Raw genomic sequence first — 16,390 nt, 5'->3', positions numbered from 1 at the left:
TAAATGAGCAAAAAACAACTACATATCACTAACGGAGATAATTTAACTCAAAGAATTGAAAATTTAAATATTTCTGGTCAAATAATCACATGGCGAGAGATGCTATGTGAAGGCAAAACTATTCAAGAAATTGGAAGTTTAGATTTTATAGAAACACGCAAACAATTTTTAGAATTTTATTACCATATCCCGCCGAGTGATTATGAAGATAAATTTGTAAAAGAACTTAATAACCTGTGTTTAGCTAAAAATTATGAAGAAATAATTTTATGGTTTGAGTTTGATTTATTTTGCCATTTTAATATGATTGCCGCTATTCAGTTTTTATTTCAGCAAAAAATTGAAAAGCCTATATATTTAGTATGTAGTAAACGTTTAAAAGGAGAAGAAAAATTACAAGGACTCTCTCTATTAACAGATAAAGAACTACTCAATCATTTTACCCATAAAATTTTATTAAACAAAGATGATTTAGAGTTAGCTCAACTAGTTTGGAGTTTTTACTGCGGAAACAATCCGTTGCGTTTAAAACCAGAAATTAAGAAAAACTCTAATTTTGAATATTTATCAAGTTGTTTAAGAGCTCATATAGAGCGTTTTCCTAATATGGAGTCTGGACTAAATTCTCTAGAAAATAATATTTTAAAACTAATAGTTAACAATACTATTACAAGTGATAATCAATTATTGGGTTATGCATTAGAGTATCAAGGTTACTATGGTTATGGAGATATGCAGATGCTTAGAGTTATAAATAAGCTTCAGCCATTTTATTACTTCAATAACGCAAAATTTAGCTTAACAGAAGAAGGCAAAATGGCTATCAATAAATCGCAAAATTTTTATCAAGAACTTAAAGACGATTTATATTACGGCGGTGCAAAAAAATACGATTTTTTATACAATCAAGAATCACATCAATTATTAAAACTTTAATTCACAATGATTAAAGAATCTGAGTTAATCTTAAATAAAGATGGTAGTATTTATCACCTTCATTTACAACCTAATCAAATAGCAGATACAATCATTACTGTAGGAGATCCAGAACGGGTAGAAAAAGTAACAAAATATTTTGATGAGGTAGAATTTATTGTAAGAAAACGTGAATTTCATACGCAAACAGGTACTTATAAAGGTAAACGCTTAACCGTTATCTCTACAGGTATAGGCACAGATAATATAGATATTGTTTTTAATGAAATTGATGCATTAGCAAATATTAATCTTAAAACAAGACAAGTAAATAAAAAGCTTAAAAAATTAAAATTTATAAGAATTGGTACTTCTGGAGCTATTCAGAAAAACATTCCTATAAATTCTTTAATAGCAACAGAAACAGCTATTGGTTTTGATAGTTTACTGCATTTTTATAAAAGTGAAACCATACAAGAAACTAAAGTAGCTCTAGAGGTTTATCAGCAATTGGCTCTTACCAATTCTAAATCTAAACCATATGTAGTTAATGGTTCTAAAAAACTATTAAAACATTTTACTTCATCTGGAGAAATTACTACAGGTTTTACTGCTACTAACGTAGGATTTTATGCTCCGCAAGGTAGAGTTTTAAGGGCGCCGCTTCAAGATGAAAAGTTTATGGATAAGCTTAGTAATTTTAAATACCAAAAATTAAAGATTACAAATTTAGAAATGGAAACCAGTGGTATTTATGGAATGGCAAAATTATTAGGCCATAGAGCTATTTCTTTAAATGCAATTTTAGCCAATAGAATTACAGGAGAATTTAGTAAAACTCCTGAAAAAATAGTAGATAACCTCATTAAACTTACTCTAGAAAAGCTCTTAGACCTCTAGGTTTATTTAACAGAACTTTAGAAATACCTACTCAGGCTTATTTGTAATTTTGAAGAAATTAAACTACATGACAGAACCCCAAGATAAAAAATTTCAACATAGGGATATAGACTGGCTTAACTTTAACAAAAGAGTTTTACAAGAAGCAGCAGACCAATCTAACCCTGTTTATGAGCGGTTAAAATTTTTGGCAATATTCTCATCTAATTTAGATGAATATTACAGAGTAAGGGTTTCTCAGCTAAGACAAATTAAAAAAATTAAAAAAAGCTTACGCAAAAAACTTGCTTTAAGACCTACAAAAAAAATAAAGCAAATTGTAAAAGACGTAGCACAACAGCAAATTCAATTTGGTGAAATATTTAGAGATCAAATTTTACCAGAATTAGCAAATCATCATATACACTTAATTCAATACAAAGATTTTAACGAAGATCAATTAAAAGAAGCTTCTGTATATTACACCGAAAAATTAAAACCACAATTAGAGCCGCAATTAGTAAATCTTGAAGAAAAAAATCAGTTTTTTTTAGAAAACAATACAATTTACTTTTTTGTTTCTTTCAAAAACTCTAATAATGCAGGTTTAGTAAATATACCTGTAGAGAAATTAGGAAGATTTATAACTCTAAACAAAGAAAAGGAAGAGCATTATATTACTTTTTTAGACGATTTAATAAGAGCAGAAATGCATCAGGTTTTTCCTAACCAAACTATAGAAGGTATTTTTGAAATTAAAATGTCTAGAGATGCAGAGCTTTATATAGACGATCAATATAATGGTGTTTTAGCAGAAAAAATTTACGATTCTTTGGCACAACGTACAGATGGCCAACCTACCAGATTGTTGTATGATGCAGAAATGCCAAAAGAACTAAGAAAATTGTTACGTAAACATTTAGGTTTAGGTAAAATAGATATGATGCCTGGCGGTAAATATCATAATTTTAGTGATTTTTTTGCATTTCCAGACCCAACTAACAATCCAGAGTTAAAACATCAACCGCTCGCTCCTATTCCGCATAAAGCATTTGAAGCTAATAAAGATTATTTTGAAGTAATTAAAGCAAAAGACCAATTACTGCACTTTCCATATATGTCTTTTAATTACATAGAAAATTTTATAGAACAAGCTGCTGTAGATAACGATGTAATTTCTATAAAAATATCTCTCTATCGAGTAGCAGATAAATCAGCATTAACCTCTTCTCTACTTAAAGCACTAGAAAAAGGAAAAGAAGTTACCGTTTTTATTGAAGCAAAAGCAAGATTTGACGAAGAAAACAATATTTCTTGGGGGCGTAAATTTGAAGAAAAAGGAGCGCACGTAATATATAGCTATCCAAAAATTAAGGTCCATTCAAAAATATTTTTAATTGACAGAATAGAATCTGGAGAAAGTGTAAAATACGCTTATATAGGTACTGGTAATTTTAATGCAGAAACCAGTAAAATTTATTGTGATCACGCCCTATTTACTGCTCATAAAAAAATAACAAAAGAGCTAGATAGAGTATTTAAAGTGTTAGAAGGTGAGTTAATTATACCTCGAGCAAAAAACCTTTTAGTTTCCCCTTTTGATACTAGAAGAGAATTTACATCTATGATTTTAAAAGAAATAGATGAAGCAGAAGCAGGCAGAAAAGCTAAAATTACAGCTAAAATTAATAGTCTTGAAGATGAAGAAATTATAGATTTACTCTACAGAGCTAATAATAGCGGTGTAAATATAAGAATGTTAGTAAGAGGTTTTACCAGTCTTATAGCGGGTGTAGATGGTTTGAGTGAAAATATTTATATTACCAGCATTATTGACCGTTTTTTAGAACACGGTAGAATTTATATGTTTCATAACGCAGGAGATGAAAGAATTTTTATAGGAAGCGCAGATTGGATGAATAGAAATTTAGATAGAAGAATAGAAGTTTTAGCACCTATTTTTGATGAAGATTTAAAGGAAGAATTAAAAGATATTTTACAAATTCAGTTAAATGATAATGTAAAAGCAAGAATACAAGATTATACCCAAAAGAATGAATATGTAAAACATAGTTCTACAAAAACAATTCGTTCTCAATATGAAATTTACAATTACTTACAGAAAAAACATTCTTAATGACAACTATTAAAGTAGGAGGTGTTCCAGAGCATTTTAACTATCCGTGGCATATTGCTATTGAAGAAAAGAAATTTGAAGAAGCAGGTATTAATATTGAGTGGACAGATTTTTACGGAGGCACTGGTGAGTTAAGTGAAGCTTTAAGTAATGGAGAAATAGATATTGCTTTAATGCTTACAGAAGGGGTTGTAAAAAAAATTATTGAGGGCAGTGATTTTAAAATACTACAAAATTATATTGCTAGTCCTTTAATCTGGGGTATTCACGTAGCAGCAAATTCTAAATTTAACCACGTAAATGAATTAGAAAATACTACTGCAGCAATTAGTAGATTTGGCTCTGGGTCTCACCTATTAGCATATATTAATGCCAAAAACCATGGTTGGGATACTTCTAACCTAAATTTTGAAGTAGTAAATGATTTGTCTGGCGCTGTAAAAGCATTACCAAACGACGATGCTCAATATTTTATGTGGGAGCATTTTACAACCAAACCTTTGGTAGATGATGGTACTTTTAGAAGATTGGGCGATTGCCCAAGTCCTTGGCCTTGTTTTGTTATTGCTTCTACACAAAAATTCACTCAAAATTTTAATAAAGACATTACTACAGTTTTAGAAATATTAAACTCTATTACTAGAGACTTTAAAAAATTAGATAATTTAGCAGAAATTTTAGCAGACAGATATCATCAAAAAGAGGAAGACATAAAATTGTGGCTGCAAAAGACAGAATGGGATCAAGAGCAAATAAAAGAAGAAACTATAGAAGAAACTCAAAACCAGCTGTTTGATCTAGATTTAATTAATAAAAAGCTCCCTTTTCTAGATTTTATTACTATTTAAAAATTATTTTAAAATAATTTACGCAACCTTTTCGTTCTTTGGGTATCTACTATGTAGAAAACCCAATAAAACCTTTGTATGATTATTTTTCTTAGTGTATTAGCAGCGCTATTAGTAATTAATGTTTTACTATTTATATTCAGTAGAAATAAAATAGAACCTAAAAATACTTCTAATTATAAAAAAGTATTTTATAAAAAAGGAGCTAGAAATGTATCTCACACTACCACTCCACAGGTACAAGAGTCTTAGATTTTAAATAATCGTTTGTTTTGCTAAAATGTTTATTACCAAACCAGTAACCTCTATTTGCACTTAATGGAGATGGGTGACCAGATGTTAAAACCAAATGTTTCTCTTGGTCTATTAATTTAATTTTCTTTTTAGCAAAACCTCCCCATAATAAAAACACAACATTACTTTTATTTTTAGAAATTGTAGAAATTACTTTGTCTGTAAATTTTTCCCATCCCTTTTTTTGATGACTTCCTGCTTCATGTGCTCTAACCGTTAATGTTGCATTTAATAATAACACTCCTTGTTTTGCCCAACGTTCTAAATTTCCATTTTCTGGAACAGTAATATTTAAGTCTTGCTCAATTTCTTTAAAAATATTAATTAAAGAAGGCGGTGTTTTAATATGGTCTTTTACAGAAAAACACAATCCATTAGCTTGATCTACTCCGTGATAAGGGTCTTGGCCCAGTATAACTACTTTTAAATCATTAAAATGGCAATAATCAAAAGCGGCAAAAATATCTTTACCCTGTGGGTAGCAAGTATGCTCGGCATATTCTGTTTTAACAAAAGAGGTTAACTCTTTAAAATAAGGTTTATCAAATTCATCATTTAATTGTTTTTTCCAGCTATTGTGAATGTTCACCTTCATAAAATATTCATTAAGTTTGTCGTACTACGAAAGTAGATATTGCTATGATAAAAATTACAGAAAAAACACTTAAAGATTTAGAGTTTCCAACCGTTTGTCAACAAATAAGTGATTATTGTATCACAGACAAAGGGATAGAAAAATCATTAAACATCAAACCTTTTCAAAAGGTTTCAGACATTTTATTTTCATTACATCAAACTAATGAATACAAATCTTCTGCTTTACAAGAAACAAGAATACCAAATCATGGTTTTGATGTGATAGATAATGAGCTAAGATTTTTAAATATAGAAGATAGTATTTTAGATGTTTCTGGTATTAGAAAAATTGCATCTCTTTCTAACACGGTAAATACACACATACTTTATTTTAGAAAATATAAAGAAATTTACCCAAGCTTGTATGAAACTACTAATGAGGTAGAGTATACAAAGCATTTAGTTGAAAAAATTGAAGAAATAATTAATCAATTTGGAGAAGTTAAAGATGAAGCCTCTCCTCTATTACAAAATACAAGAAGAGCTATTAATTTAGTTAGAGGGCAAATTAACTCTAGTTTTTCTAGTGCATTATCTAAATACCACAGCGCTGGTTATTTAGATGATATTAAAGAAACTGTAGTAGAAAATATTAGAGTATTGGCAGTTACTGCTATGTACCGCAGAAAAGTAAAAGGTTCTATATTAGGAAGCTCTAAAACAGGAAGTATTGTTTACATACAACCAGAAACTACATTACAATATGCAAGAGAGCTCAATAATCTTCAATACGAAGAAAAAGAAGAAGTTAAGCGTATTTTAAAATACCTTACAGAGTACATTAGACCTTCTAGACCTTTATTAATTCAATACCAAGAACTATTAAGCGAGATAGATGTAATTGCTGCAAAAGTGAGGTATGCAGAAGAGTTAAATGCAGTTTTACCAACTATTACAAAAAGTAGAGAGTTAGATGTTAAAGAGGCCTACCACCCTCTTCTTTATTTAACCAATAAAAAAAGTAATAAAAAAACGTTTCCTCAAGATATATCTTTAGCACCAGATAATAGAATTATTGTTATTTCTGGACCTAATGCAGGTGGTAAAAGTATTACACTTAAAACCATAGGTTTACTACAAGTTATGCTACAAAGTGGTATGCTAATACCTGTGCATGAATATAGTAGAGTTTGTTTTTTCACGAAAGTATTAACAGATATTGGAGATAATCAAAGTATAGAAAATCATTTAAGCACTTATTCTTACCGTCTTAAAAATATGAAGTATTTTTTAAGACAATGTGATGATAAGACCTTATTTTTAATAGATGAATTTGGTACTGGTAGTGATCCAGAATTGGGAGGCGCTTTAGCAGAAACTTTTTTAGAGGTATTTTATGAAAAAGAATCTTACGGAATAATTACTACACATTATGCCAATTTAAAGAAAATGGCACAAGAAACAGAAGCAATTTCTAATGCAAATATGCTTTTTGACTCTAAAACTTTAGAACCTATTTACAAACTTCATTTAGGTGAAGCTGGTAGCTCTTTTACTTTTGAAGTAGCTCAAAAAAACGGAATACCTTATAGTTTAATTAATCGTTCTAAAAAGAAAGTAGAGCGCGGCAAAATTAGATTTGATAAAAGTATAGCTAAACTTCAGCAAGAACGCTCTAAACTTTCTAAAACTACTTCTAGCTTAAAAGAAAAAGAACAAAAAGCAGCAGAAGAGAAAAAACGTTTAGATGAAATTAATGCAAAAGTTCAGCAAAAATTAGAAGGTTTTCAGGAGTTATATGATAGTAACCAGAGAATGATTTATATAGGTCAAAAAATAGATGACTTAAGTGAAAAGTTTTTTAATAATAAAGACAAGAAGCTTTTAATTGGTGAGTTTTTAAAATTTGTAGCTATAGAGAATTCTAAAAGAAAAAAAGAAACCAAGAAAAAAGCTGAAGCAAAAAAAGCACAAGTTCAAAAAATTAAGAAAGAAGCTGAAAAGAAGATAGAAGTTATTCGACAAAAGAAAAAAATAGAAAAAGAAAAGCAGGCAGAACAAGAAAAGAAAGCTACAGAAAAGAAAATTGTATCTTTTAAAATTAATGATAAAGTGAGATTAGAAGATAGTCGCTCTGTTGGTACTATAGATAAAATTGAAAAAGGAAAAGCAATTATTAACTATGGTATGTTTACCACAGAAGTAGCTTTAGATAGATTAGAATTGGTACAACGAGCTAAAAAATAATGAGTACTATACCCCAAAATAAAAAAATCATTTTGTTTGATGGCGTTTGTAACCTATGCAATAACGCTGTGAACAAAATTATAGATCACGACAAGAATGATGTATTTAGGTTTGCTTCTTTACAAAGTTCTTTGGGTATTCAATTAGCTGAAGAACGTGGTATTGATACCACAGAAGTAGATTCTATGATTTTAATAGATCCAGGTAATGCTTATTACCTAAAATCTACCGCAGCTTTACAAATTGCTAAACATTTATCTGGTATATATAAATTAGCAAGTTATTTTCTTTTTATTCCGGAAGGATTTAGAAATATGATTTATGATTTTATAGCTAAAAATAGATACAAATGGTTTGGTAAAGAAGATAACTGCCGTATCCCTACCCCAGAATTAAAAGAGAAATTTATAGAATAAAAAAAGAGACTTTAGATTAAAAATTAAAGTCCCTTTTTCTACTATTTCTTATAAGAGTCGTCCCAATTTTTAACTAGTGGTTTCTCTCTTAATTTACCCACTGCTTTTGCTACTAGCATAGATACAGAAGCATCTCCAGTTACATTTACAGTAGTTCTACACATATCTAAAGGTCTATCTATTGCAAAAATTAATGCTAATCCAGCTTCTGGGATTCCTGCTTGTGCTAAAACAATAACAAGCATTACCATACCAGCACCAGGTACGGCAGCAGAACCAATAGACGCTAATGTAGCGGTAGCAATAATACCTAATTGAGTTGCAAAATCTAATTCCATACCAAAAGCTTGTGCTATAAATACGGCAGCTACTGCTTGGTAAAGACTTGTACCGTCCATATTTATGGTAGCACCAATTGGTAAAACAAAGCTAGAGACTTCTTTTTCTACACCTAAATGCTCTTCTACCCTTTCCATAGTAACAGGAAGTGTAGCTGCGCTAGAACTTGTAGAAAATGCTAATAATTGCGCTGGTGAAATACCATTTATAAAAAAAGAAGGTGTTTTTTTAGTGAAAACCCAAACTAGTAGTATGTAAACACCAATCATTAATAAAAGTCCACCTATTACACAAAGCGCATACATACCAAGGGCGGCAAATAAATCTGCACTTGGAGCTTCAACAACTAAAGCTGCAAGTAAAGCAAATACACCATATGGAGCTGCTAGCATTATAATATCTATCATTTTGAGAATTACCTCATTAAAACCATCAAAAAAAGCTTTTACAGGTTTAGATTTTTCTTCAGGTATTAATATTAATCCTATTCCGAAGAAAATTGCAAAGAAAATTACTTGTAACATATTAGCATTACTAGAAGAGGCACCTACAATATTGCTAGGTACTATATCTACTAATGCTTGTAAGGGACCCGCTTTTTTTTGCTTTTCTGCATCTTGACGTTTTAATTCTGCATCTCCCCCATAGTTTTCTACTAATTCTGTACGAGTTTCTTCAGAAATGGAAGAACCTGGTTTTACTAAATTAACTACTACTAAACCAATACTTACAGCAATAACCGTAGTTAAAATATAAGTACCAATAGTTCTAAATCCCATTTTAGATAATTTAGAAATATCTTTTAAATCTGAAACTCCTTTAATTAACGAAGCTAATATTAATGGTACTGCAATAAGTTTTAAAGCATTAATAAAAATAGTACCAAAAGGTTTTATCCAGTCTGCAACAAAATCTGCTCCCCAAGAAAAATTAGTCATAATAAGGGCAAAAATTACCCCTAGTGCCATTCCTATTAATATTTGCCAGTGTAGTGCAAGTTTCTTCATATATAAGTTTAGTTCTTTACGCTTTAGTTGTTCGGTTTATTAAGAAAAAGTCTGCAATAGTGAGTGCTGCCATAGCCTCTACAATTGGCACCGCTCTAGGTACTACGCAGGGGTCGTGACGCCCTTTCCCTTGCATCTCTACCTTTTCTCCTTCACTGTTTATGGTTTCTTGTTTTTGCATAATTGTAGCTACAGGTTTAAAAGCTACATTAAAGTAAATATCCATACCGTTAGATATACCTCCTTGTATACCTCCGCTATAATTAGTTTTAGTACTTCCGTCAGAATTAAAAGCATCATTATGCTCACTTCCTTTCATTTGAGTGCCTTTAAAGCCACTACCGTACTCAAAACCTTTAACAGCATTAATAGAAAGCATAGCTTTCCCTAATTCTGCATGTAGTTTATCAAAAACAGGTTCGCCTAAGCCAACTGGTACATTTTTAATTACGCAAGCAACTGTACCGCCAACGGTATCCCCTTCTTTTCTTATTTGTTTGATATAATCTTCCATTGCTGCAGCTTTTTGAGCATTTGGGCAGCGTACAGGATTTTTTTCAATTTCTGTAAAATCTATAGTATCGTTTTCTTCTAATTCAATTTTTCCTACAGAGGTTACGTAAGCGTAAAATTCTATATTCTTTAAAAATTGTTTAGCAATTGCACCTGCAACTACTCTACTTGCTGTTTCTCTTGCAGAGCTTCTTCCGCCACCACGATAATCTCTTACTCCGTATTTTTCTGTATAGGTAAAATCTGCGTGACTAGGTCTGTACACGTCTTTTATATGTCCGTAATCTTTAGATTTTTGGTTGGTATTTTCAATTACAAAACCTATAGAAGTACCGGTAGTTTTTCCTTCAAAAATACCAGATAGAAATTGAACCGTGTCTGGTTCTTTACGTTGAGTAACAATGGCAGATTGGCCAGGTTTTCTACGGTTAAGTTCAAGTTGAATTTGTTCTAAATCAATATCAATACCTGCTGGGCAACCATCAATAATACCTCCTAGTGCTTTCCCGTGAGATTCACCAAAAGTAGTTAGCTTAAAAATTGTTCCGAAGGAATTTCCTGCCATAATACGATTTTCCACAAATGTAATTTTTTAGGGTTACATTTAAAAATGGATTTTTAAGAAAGATTGGTTTTAATCGAGAAGCAATAACAAATCTTCAATAATTTACTCTTAATCGTTAAATAAATAAAATACTTGGCTCTAAAATTATTTTTTTGTCAATAGAACAACTATCTACTTTTAGATTTATATTTTGAAATGCCGTTTTTGTAACTAACTATATTTATTTTGAGTAACAATAACTTCAACTTTGCTTAAAATCAAATTAATATGTTTTTGTAATTGCTTTCTTTACTTTGTATAAAACAAGATTTATTTTGCAAGGACAAAAAAAAAGAAAAGTAGATTTAGTAGTAATATCTGATGTACACTTAGGTACATTTGGTTGTCATGCAAAAGAGTTATTGCTGTATTTAGATAGTGTAAAGCCTAAAAAATTAATTTTAAACGGAGATATTGTAGATATTTGGCAGTTTAGAAAACGCTATTTCCCAAAATCTCATCTAGAAGTAATAAAAAAAATAATAGATCTCTCTGCAAAGGGTACAGAAGTAACCTATATTACAGGTAATCACGATGATTTGTTAAGAAAATTTACCGATGTAGAAATGGGTAGAATTTCTTTAGTAGATAAATTAGTATTAGAGTTAGATGGTAAAAAAGCGTGGTTTTTTCACGGAGATGTTTTTGATGCTTCTATACAAAATGCTAAATGGTTAGCTAAATTAGGTGGTTGGGGATATGATTTTTTAATTCTTTTTAATCGGTTTATTAATTGGTGCTTAACTAAAATGAACCGAGAGAAGTATTCTCTATCTAAAAAAATAAAAAACAGTGTAAAAAAGGCAGTAAAACATATTCAAGATTTTGAAACTGTAGCTTCAGATTTAGCAATAGAAAATAATTATAAATATGTTATTTGCGGACATATACATCAGCCTCAAATTGTAAGAAAAGTAAATAAATTTGGAACTTGCCTTTATTTAAACTCTGGAGATTGGATAGAAAATTTAAGTTCTTTAGAGTATCACGACGGGCGTTGGAGTCTTAACTACTTTAAAAAAGAAGATTATGCTCCAGAGGTAGTAACAGAAAAAGACGTAAAAGATTTTCAAGGGATGTTAGCGGCCATTACTATTACTTCTCAGCCAGAAAAAAATAAATAGTATATTTGTTACAAATCAATTTTTGTAATGAAGAAATTAAACTTATTATTCTTAGCCTTTTCTATTCTTTTAACTGCATCTTGTTCTAGTGATGACAGTAATAGTGATGAGAATGAAGAAACTACTTCTAATTATTTTCCGTTAACTGTTAGTAATAGTTGGACGTATAACAATGAATTTGTGTACGAAGATGGTAATACAACAAATACGCAAGAAACCTTAAGCATTTCTTCTTTAATTGAAGAACAAGGTGTGAGTTATTATTCGTTAAATTCTGATGCTAGTATTGAAGATCAAGGTTTTGTAACAGGCTTATTAGCTAACGGACAATTAACGGTTGCAGATAACCAGTTAATTTACAACGGAGAGTTAGAGTTAGACGCTACAAATTTAGGAATTGTAGATACAGAGAACATTGTTATACCACTAATAAACATTATTATTTTTGATGCAGATGCAAATGTTGGTGATGAACTTTCTGAAAATGAAGATTCATTTACTCAGTCGGTAGATATTCAAGGAGTAGATATCCCTTTTACTTTTGATTATACCATAACTTCTACCCAAAATAGTTTTTATGAAAGCTATACCGCAGGAGAGCAAATTTTTGAAGATGTAATTAGCTCTAATATTGCTGTGAATATAGAAATTAATGCTAGTTTTTTTGGTGTTGATATTCCGGTTTTAGAACCTCAAGACGCTGTACAAATTACCAATTATTACGCTAATAATGTAGGAATGATTTATAGTGAAACTGCTATTAATTATAATTTTGAAGAAATTAATATACCAACAGTTTCTAGCATTCCTGATTATCAATTTGATATAACGCAAGAAATTGATTCATATACTATTACAGAGTAATTTTTAAAGTATTACTTTAATAAATATTTATTTAAAATGCTTACCGGATGGTAAGCATTTTTTTGTGTTCCATCTTTTATTTGGTGTCTACAACTAGTACCATTTGCTATAATAATTGTTTCTGCATTGGCTCTTTTTACAGCAGGAAAAAGAGTTTGCTCCCCTATTTGCATACTAACTTCGTAATGTTCTTTTTCGTAACCAAAACTACCGGCCATACCGCAGCACCCAGAGGGTATTATAGTGACTTTAAAATTTGCAGGAAGATTTAAAATATCAAAAGTATGTTTGCTATTAGAAAGCGATTTTTGGTGACAATGCGCATGAATTTTAACTTCTTTAAATTCACTACTAAATTGAGAGGATGTGATATTTCCTTTTTTAATTTCTGAAGAAAGAAACTCTTCAATCAAAAAAGCATTTTTAGATAGTTTTAAAGCATCTTCCCTATTTTCTGCTAATCTTAAGTATTCATCTCTAAAAGATAAAATAGAAGATGGCTCTATACCTAATAAAGGGACTTCTTCTGTAATTATATCTTTAAAAACATTTATATTTTTATTAGCTAACACTTTTGCTTCTTCTAAAAAACCTTTAGATAAATAACTTCTGCCACTCTCTGCATGTGTTGTAGTTTTAATTTCATAACCTAAGCCTACCAATAATTCTATAGCATCTATACCTATAGGTGTATCTAATAAGTTGGTAAATTCATCTATAAATAAATAAACACTTTTTATCTTTTTCTTCGGAATTAATGGAATCTCTTTCTTTTGTATTAATTTTCTTAGACTTGTTTTAGAAACTGTAGGTAATGAGCGTTTTTCTGCCACACCCATTAATTTTTTAATAAAACTAGAAGAAACGTTGTTAGTAAATAAATGATTGGTGATTCCAGAAAATACAGAACCAAATTTGTTGGCTTTATTATTATGCGCAAACATTTTGTTTCTTAAGCTAAATCCGTTTTCTTTTTGGTATTGGTACAAAAACTCAGCTTTATAACTTGCCATATCTACGTTAGAAGGACACTCACTTTTACACCCTTTACAACTAATACATAAATCTAACACCTCTTTTAATTCATGGTGGTTAAATTGATTTGGCTGTTCACTTTGGGTTAAAAACTCTCGCAATACATTGGCACGACCACGCGTGGTATCTTTTTCATTTTTGGTAGCTCTATAACTTGGGCACATAGTGCCTCCTGCTTCTACACTCTTTCTGCAATCTCCCGTACCATTACATTTTTCTATAGCACGTAAAATACCATTAGTATCAGAAAAATCTTGAAAGGTTTCTATTTTTGGCTCTTTACGGTCTGCTACATACCTTAGGGAAGTTTCCATAGGTTTTGCAAAAACAATTTTACCAGGATTAAAAATCTGTTGCGGATCAAATAGTTTTTTTACTTCTATAAAAAGCTGATAGTTTTTCTCTCCCACCATTTCTTCAATAAACTCTGCTCTCACTCTACCATCTCCGTGTTCCCCACTTAAAGAACCATTATATTTTTTAACTAATCTAGCAACGTCGTGTGTAATTTGCTTAAACAATTTTACATCTTTACTAGCTTTTAAGTTTAAAATAGGTCGTAGGTGTATTTCTCCTGCGCCTGCATGTGCATAATAAACAGCACGTTGGTGGTACGCTTTCATAATAGCAGTAAACTCTCCAATATAATTAGCTAGATTAGGAATACTAACTGCTGTATCTTCTATACAAGCAACTGCTTTTTCATCTCCATTCATATTCCCCAACAAACCTAAACCTGCTTTACGCAGCTCTATTGCCATTTCTATTTGCATACCTTTTAAAATAGGTTGTGCATAACATCTTGTATTTTGTTTAATTTCTTCTAAAAGAGTTTGAATTTGAGAAAGAAGACCTTTTTGGTGATGATCTCTAATTTCTAACAGTAAAATAGCTTCAGGGTCATCTTCGATAAAAAACCTATTCTCTTTATATTTTAAGTTGCTTTTAGTGCAATCTAAAATGGTTTCATCCATCATTTCACAAGTGTAAAGTGAATGTTTCATCACTGGTGCAACGGCCGCTAAACAATCTTCTATACTTGTAAAATGTGCTGCAATTAGTACAGATTCTTTGGGTGGTAAATCATCTAATTGTAAAGTAAGTTCTGTTGTAAATGCTAAAGTACCTTCACTACCAGAAAGTAGTTTACAAATGTTTATTTGGTTGGTACTACTAGAAAATACTTCAGAATTAATAATTTCATCAATAGCATAACCGGTATTTCTTCGATGTATATCCCTTTGAGGAAATTCTTTATGTATTTCTTCTTGTACCTCTTTAGGTTTTAGTAATTCATATAATTTTCTGTAAATATTACCTTCTAAAGAAGAAAGTTTACATTTTTCTTGAAATTCTTCCGCAGTTAAAGCTTTAAAAACTACTTCACTTCCATCTGCAAGTAAACATTTCATAGAGATAACTTTATCTCGTGTAACACCATATTTAATAGAAGTAGTTCCGCTAGAGTTATTACCTGCCATTCCGCCCAACATACACCTGTTAGAGGTTGAAGTATTGGGAGCAAAAAATAAATTGTAAGGTTCTAAAAATCTGTTTAAATCGTCTCTAATAACACCTGGTTGAACGGTAACAGTTTTATTTATTTTATCTAGCTGAATTATGTCTGTAAAATATTTAGAAATATCTACTACAATACCATCTCCCACACATTGACCTGCTAAACTAGTACCCGCAGCACGTGGAATTAGGCTAGTATTGTTTTTAATACAAAACTGAATGAGTAGCTGTATATCTTTACTTGTTTTTGGTAATACTACCGCTAAAGGAAGTTCTCTATAAACAGATGCATCTGTGGCGTAAAGAGATTTAATTAGGTGGCTGTAATAAAACTCTCCACTAATTTTTTTGGCTAATTGATCAAGAAGTACTTTCAAAAATAATTTTTTTTAAAAATACAACATAGATAAATAATGTGTAATAATATCTCTTTAACTTTTGTTAAGTAAGATTAACAAACTTTTGGCGAAGCCAGTGTATAAGGGAGGTTTGAAAGAAATATATTTGTTATTCGAAATAAAATTTTGAAAACTATGAAAAAATTATTGTTTACATCTATTCTATTATTAGGTACTTTTTTTACTATACAAGCACAAGAAATTGCAGAAAACGCATTGGGACTTCGTTTAGGAGGAGCTAATGGTGTTGGTGCAGAAATTTCTTACCAAAGAAAAATAGGTACAGATAATAACAGATTAGAATTTGATTTAGGTTGGCGTAACGATTCTCATTTTGATTTAGTAAAAGCTACTGGTTTATACCAATGGGTATGGAATATTGAAGGTGGATTTAATTGGTATGCAGGTGCTGGAGCAGGATTTGGTATTGTAGATGATAATTACCACGATGACTATAATCACGACGACGGTGCTTTTTTATATGCAGCAGGTAATATTGGGGTAGAATATAATTTTGATATTCCGTTGCAGGTATTTATAGATTTAAGACCAGAAATAGGTTTTTCTGATTATGATGTAATTGATGATTTTGTACCAGATTTTGCTCTTGGGGTAAGATATCAATTTTAAAAAATTGGATAAATAATAAAAAAGCCCTAATTCAAAAAATTAGGGC

General features: G+C 30.5%; 14 protein-coding genes. 10 read left to right on the top strand and 4 right to left on the bottom strand.

Translation table 11 applies throughout. The annotated features are described in order from the left end of the window. Positions 1-3: 3 nt before the first annotated feature. The 5 genes from BUC03_RS03045 to BUC03_RS15155 all read left to right on the top strand — a co-directional run bounded on the left by BUC03_RS03045 (position 4) and on the right by BUC03_RS15155 (position 5,031). Positions 4-936 (top strand): DUF1835 domain-containing protein, encoded by a 933-nt coding sequence (locus tag BUC03_RS03045; protein WP_073148134.1) that lies wholly within the window; start codon positions 4-6, stop codon positions 934-936. A 6-nt stretch (positions 937-942) separates the two neighbouring features. Then, positions 943-1,815: a nucleoside phosphorylase gene (locus BUC03_RS03040; protein ID WP_073148132.1), complete on the top strand. Its 873-nt coding sequence runs from the start codon at positions 943-945 to the stop codon at positions 1,813-1,815. 67 nt (positions 1,816-1,882) lie between these two features. Then, a complete protein-coding gene (ppk1, locus tag BUC03_RS03035; RefSeq protein WP_073148130.1) occupies positions 1,883-3,931 on the top strand; it encodes a polyphosphate kinase 1 in 2,049 nt (682 codons plus the stop codon). After that, positions 3,931-4,779 carry a substrate-binding domain-containing protein gene (locus BUC03_RS03030; protein ID WP_073148128.1) on the top strand — a complete coding sequence of 283 codons (849 nt, stop codon included), beginning with the start codon at positions 3,931-3,933 and terminating at the stop codon, positions 4,777-4,779. Before ppk1 ends, BUC03_RS03030 begins: the two co-directional genes overlap by 1 nt. 78 nt (positions 4,780-4,857) lie before the next feature. Continuing rightward, positions 4,858-5,031, top strand: a complete 174-nt coding sequence (locus BUC03_RS15155) for a hypothetical protein (RefSeq protein ID WP_159432693.1) — start codon at positions 4,858-4,860, stop codon at positions 5,029-5,031. On the opposite strand, the gene BUC03_RS03025 is transcribed toward BUC03_RS15155, so the two are convergent. Then, positions 5,003-5,668, bottom strand: a complete 666-nt coding sequence (locus BUC03_RS03025; protein ID WP_073148126.1) for a uracil-DNA glycosylase — start codon at positions 5,666-5,668, stop codon at positions 5,003-5,005. The two genes, BUC03_RS15155 and BUC03_RS03025, sit on opposite strands and share 29 nt — an antisense overlap. Positions 5,669-5,712: 44 nt before the next feature. Here BUC03_RS03025 and BUC03_RS03020 point away from each other — a divergent pair, with 44 nt between their 5' ends. Then, positions 5,713-7,896: an endonuclease MutS2 gene (locus BUC03_RS03020; RefSeq protein ID WP_073148124.1), complete on the top strand. Its 2,184-nt coding sequence runs from the start codon at positions 5,713-5,715 to the stop codon at positions 7,894-7,896. Further along, positions 7,896-8,312, top strand: a complete 417-nt coding sequence (locus tag BUC03_RS03015; protein WP_073148123.1) for a thiol-disulfide oxidoreductase DCC family protein — start codon at positions 7,896-7,898, stop codon at positions 8,310-8,312. Before BUC03_RS03020 ends, BUC03_RS03015 begins: the two co-directional genes overlap by 1 nt. Positions 8,313-8,353: 41 nt before the next feature. Here BUC03_RS03015 and BUC03_RS03010 read toward each other — a convergent pair whose 3' ends face one another. Both BUC03_RS03010 and aroC read right to left on the bottom strand, forming a co-directional pair. Further along, positions 8,354-9,658: a dicarboxylate/amino acid:cation symporter gene (locus BUC03_RS03010; protein ID WP_073148122.1), complete on the bottom strand. Its 1,305-nt coding sequence runs from the start codon at positions 9,656-9,658 to the stop codon at positions 8,354-8,356. Between the two features lie 16 nt (positions 9,659-9,674). Continuing rightward, a complete protein-coding gene (gene aroC, locus BUC03_RS03005; protein ID WP_073148121.1) occupies positions 9,675-10,736 on the bottom strand; it encodes a chorismate synthase in 1,062 nt (353 codons plus the stop codon). A 314-nt stretch (positions 10,737-11,050) separates the two neighbouring features. Here aroC and BUC03_RS03000 point away from each other — a divergent pair, with 314 nt between their 5' ends. Together BUC03_RS03000 and BUC03_RS02995 are read left to right on the top strand one after the other, a co-directional pair. Then, on the top strand, positions 11,051-11,899 hold the full coding sequence (locus tag BUC03_RS03000; protein ID WP_073148120.1) for a UDP-2,3-diacylglucosamine diphosphatase: 849 nt from the start codon (positions 11,051-11,053) through the stop codon (positions 11,897-11,899). 27 nt (positions 11,900-11,926) lie between these two features. Further along, positions 11,927-12,763 (top strand): hypothetical protein, encoded by an 837-nt coding sequence (locus BUC03_RS02995; RefSeq protein ID WP_073148119.1) that lies wholly within the window; start codon positions 11,927-11,929, stop codon positions 12,761-12,763. 11 nt (positions 12,764-12,774) lie between these two features. Here BUC03_RS02995 and BUC03_RS02990 read toward each other — a convergent pair whose 3' ends face one another. Then, complete coding sequence (locus BUC03_RS02990) at positions 12,775-15,693, bottom strand: FAD-binding and (Fe-S)-binding domain-containing protein (RefSeq protein WP_073148117.1); 2,919 nt, start codon at positions 15,691-15,693, stop codon at positions 12,775-12,777. Between the two features lie 156 nt (positions 15,694-15,849). On the opposite strand from BUC03_RS02990, the gene BUC03_RS02985 reads away from it, so the two are divergent. Continuing rightward, positions 15,850-16,344 carry a hypothetical protein gene (locus BUC03_RS02985; RefSeq protein ID WP_073148115.1) on the top strand — a complete coding sequence of 165 codons (495 nt, stop codon included), beginning with the start codon at positions 15,850-15,852 and terminating at the stop codon, positions 16,342-16,344. The last annotated feature ends 46 nt before the right edge of the window (positions 16,345-16,390 follow it).

The sequence above is a fragment of the Mesonia phycicola genome (assembly GCF_900141885.1).
In the GTDB taxonomy this organism is placed as follows: domain Bacteria; phylum Bacteroidota; class Bacteroidia; order Flavobacteriales; family Flavobacteriaceae; genus Mesonia; species Mesonia phycicola.
Note: the sequence above shows the minus strand (reverse complement) of the source record. Positions and strands in the feature narration are given on the sequence as shown.

Excerpts from the sequence above, each read along its gene's own strand:
- BUC03_RS03045 (WP_073148134.1), top strand. The coding sequence starts at position 4 with ATGAGCAAAAAACAACTACATATCACTAACGGAGATAATTTAACTCAA.
- BUC03_RS03040 (WP_073148132.1), top strand. The coding sequence starts at position 943 with ATGATTAAAGAATCTGAGTTAATCTTAAATAAAGATGGTAGTATTTAT.
- ppk1 (WP_073148130.1), top strand. The coding sequence starts at position 1,883 with ATGACAGAACCCCAAGATAAAAAATTTCAACATAGGGATATAGACTGG.
- BUC03_RS03030 (WP_073148128.1), top strand. The coding sequence starts at position 3,931 with ATGACAACTATTAAAGTAGGAGGTGTTCCAGAGCATTTTAACTATCCG.
- BUC03_RS15155 (WP_159432693.1), top strand. The coding sequence starts at position 4,858 with ATGATTATTTTTCTTAGTGTATTAGCAGCGCTATTAGTAATTAATGTT.
- BUC03_RS03025 (WP_073148126.1), bottom strand. The coding sequence starts at position 5,668 with ATGAAGGTGAACATTCACAATAGCTGGAAAAAACAATTAAATGATGAA.
- BUC03_RS03020 (WP_073148124.1), top strand. The coding sequence starts at position 5,713 with ATGATAAAAATTACAGAAAAAACACTTAAAGATTTAGAGTTTCCAACC.
- BUC03_RS03015 (WP_073148123.1), top strand. The coding sequence starts at position 7,896 with ATGAGTACTATACCCCAAAATAAAAAAATCATTTTGTTTGATGGCGTT.
- BUC03_RS03010 (WP_073148122.1), bottom strand. The coding sequence starts at position 9,658 with ATGAAGAAACTTGCACTACACTGGCAAATATTAATAGGAATGGCACTA.
- aroC (WP_073148121.1), bottom strand. The coding sequence starts at position 10,736 with ATGGCAGGAAATTCCTTCGGAACAATTTTTAAGCTAACTACTTTTGGT.
- BUC03_RS02995 (WP_073148119.1), top strand. The coding sequence starts at position 11,927 with ATGAAGAAATTAAACTTATTATTCTTAGCCTTTTCTATTCTTTTAACT.
- BUC03_RS02985 (WP_073148115.1), top strand. The coding sequence starts at position 15,850 with ATGAAAAAATTATTGTTTACATCTATTCTATTATTAGGTACTTTTTTT.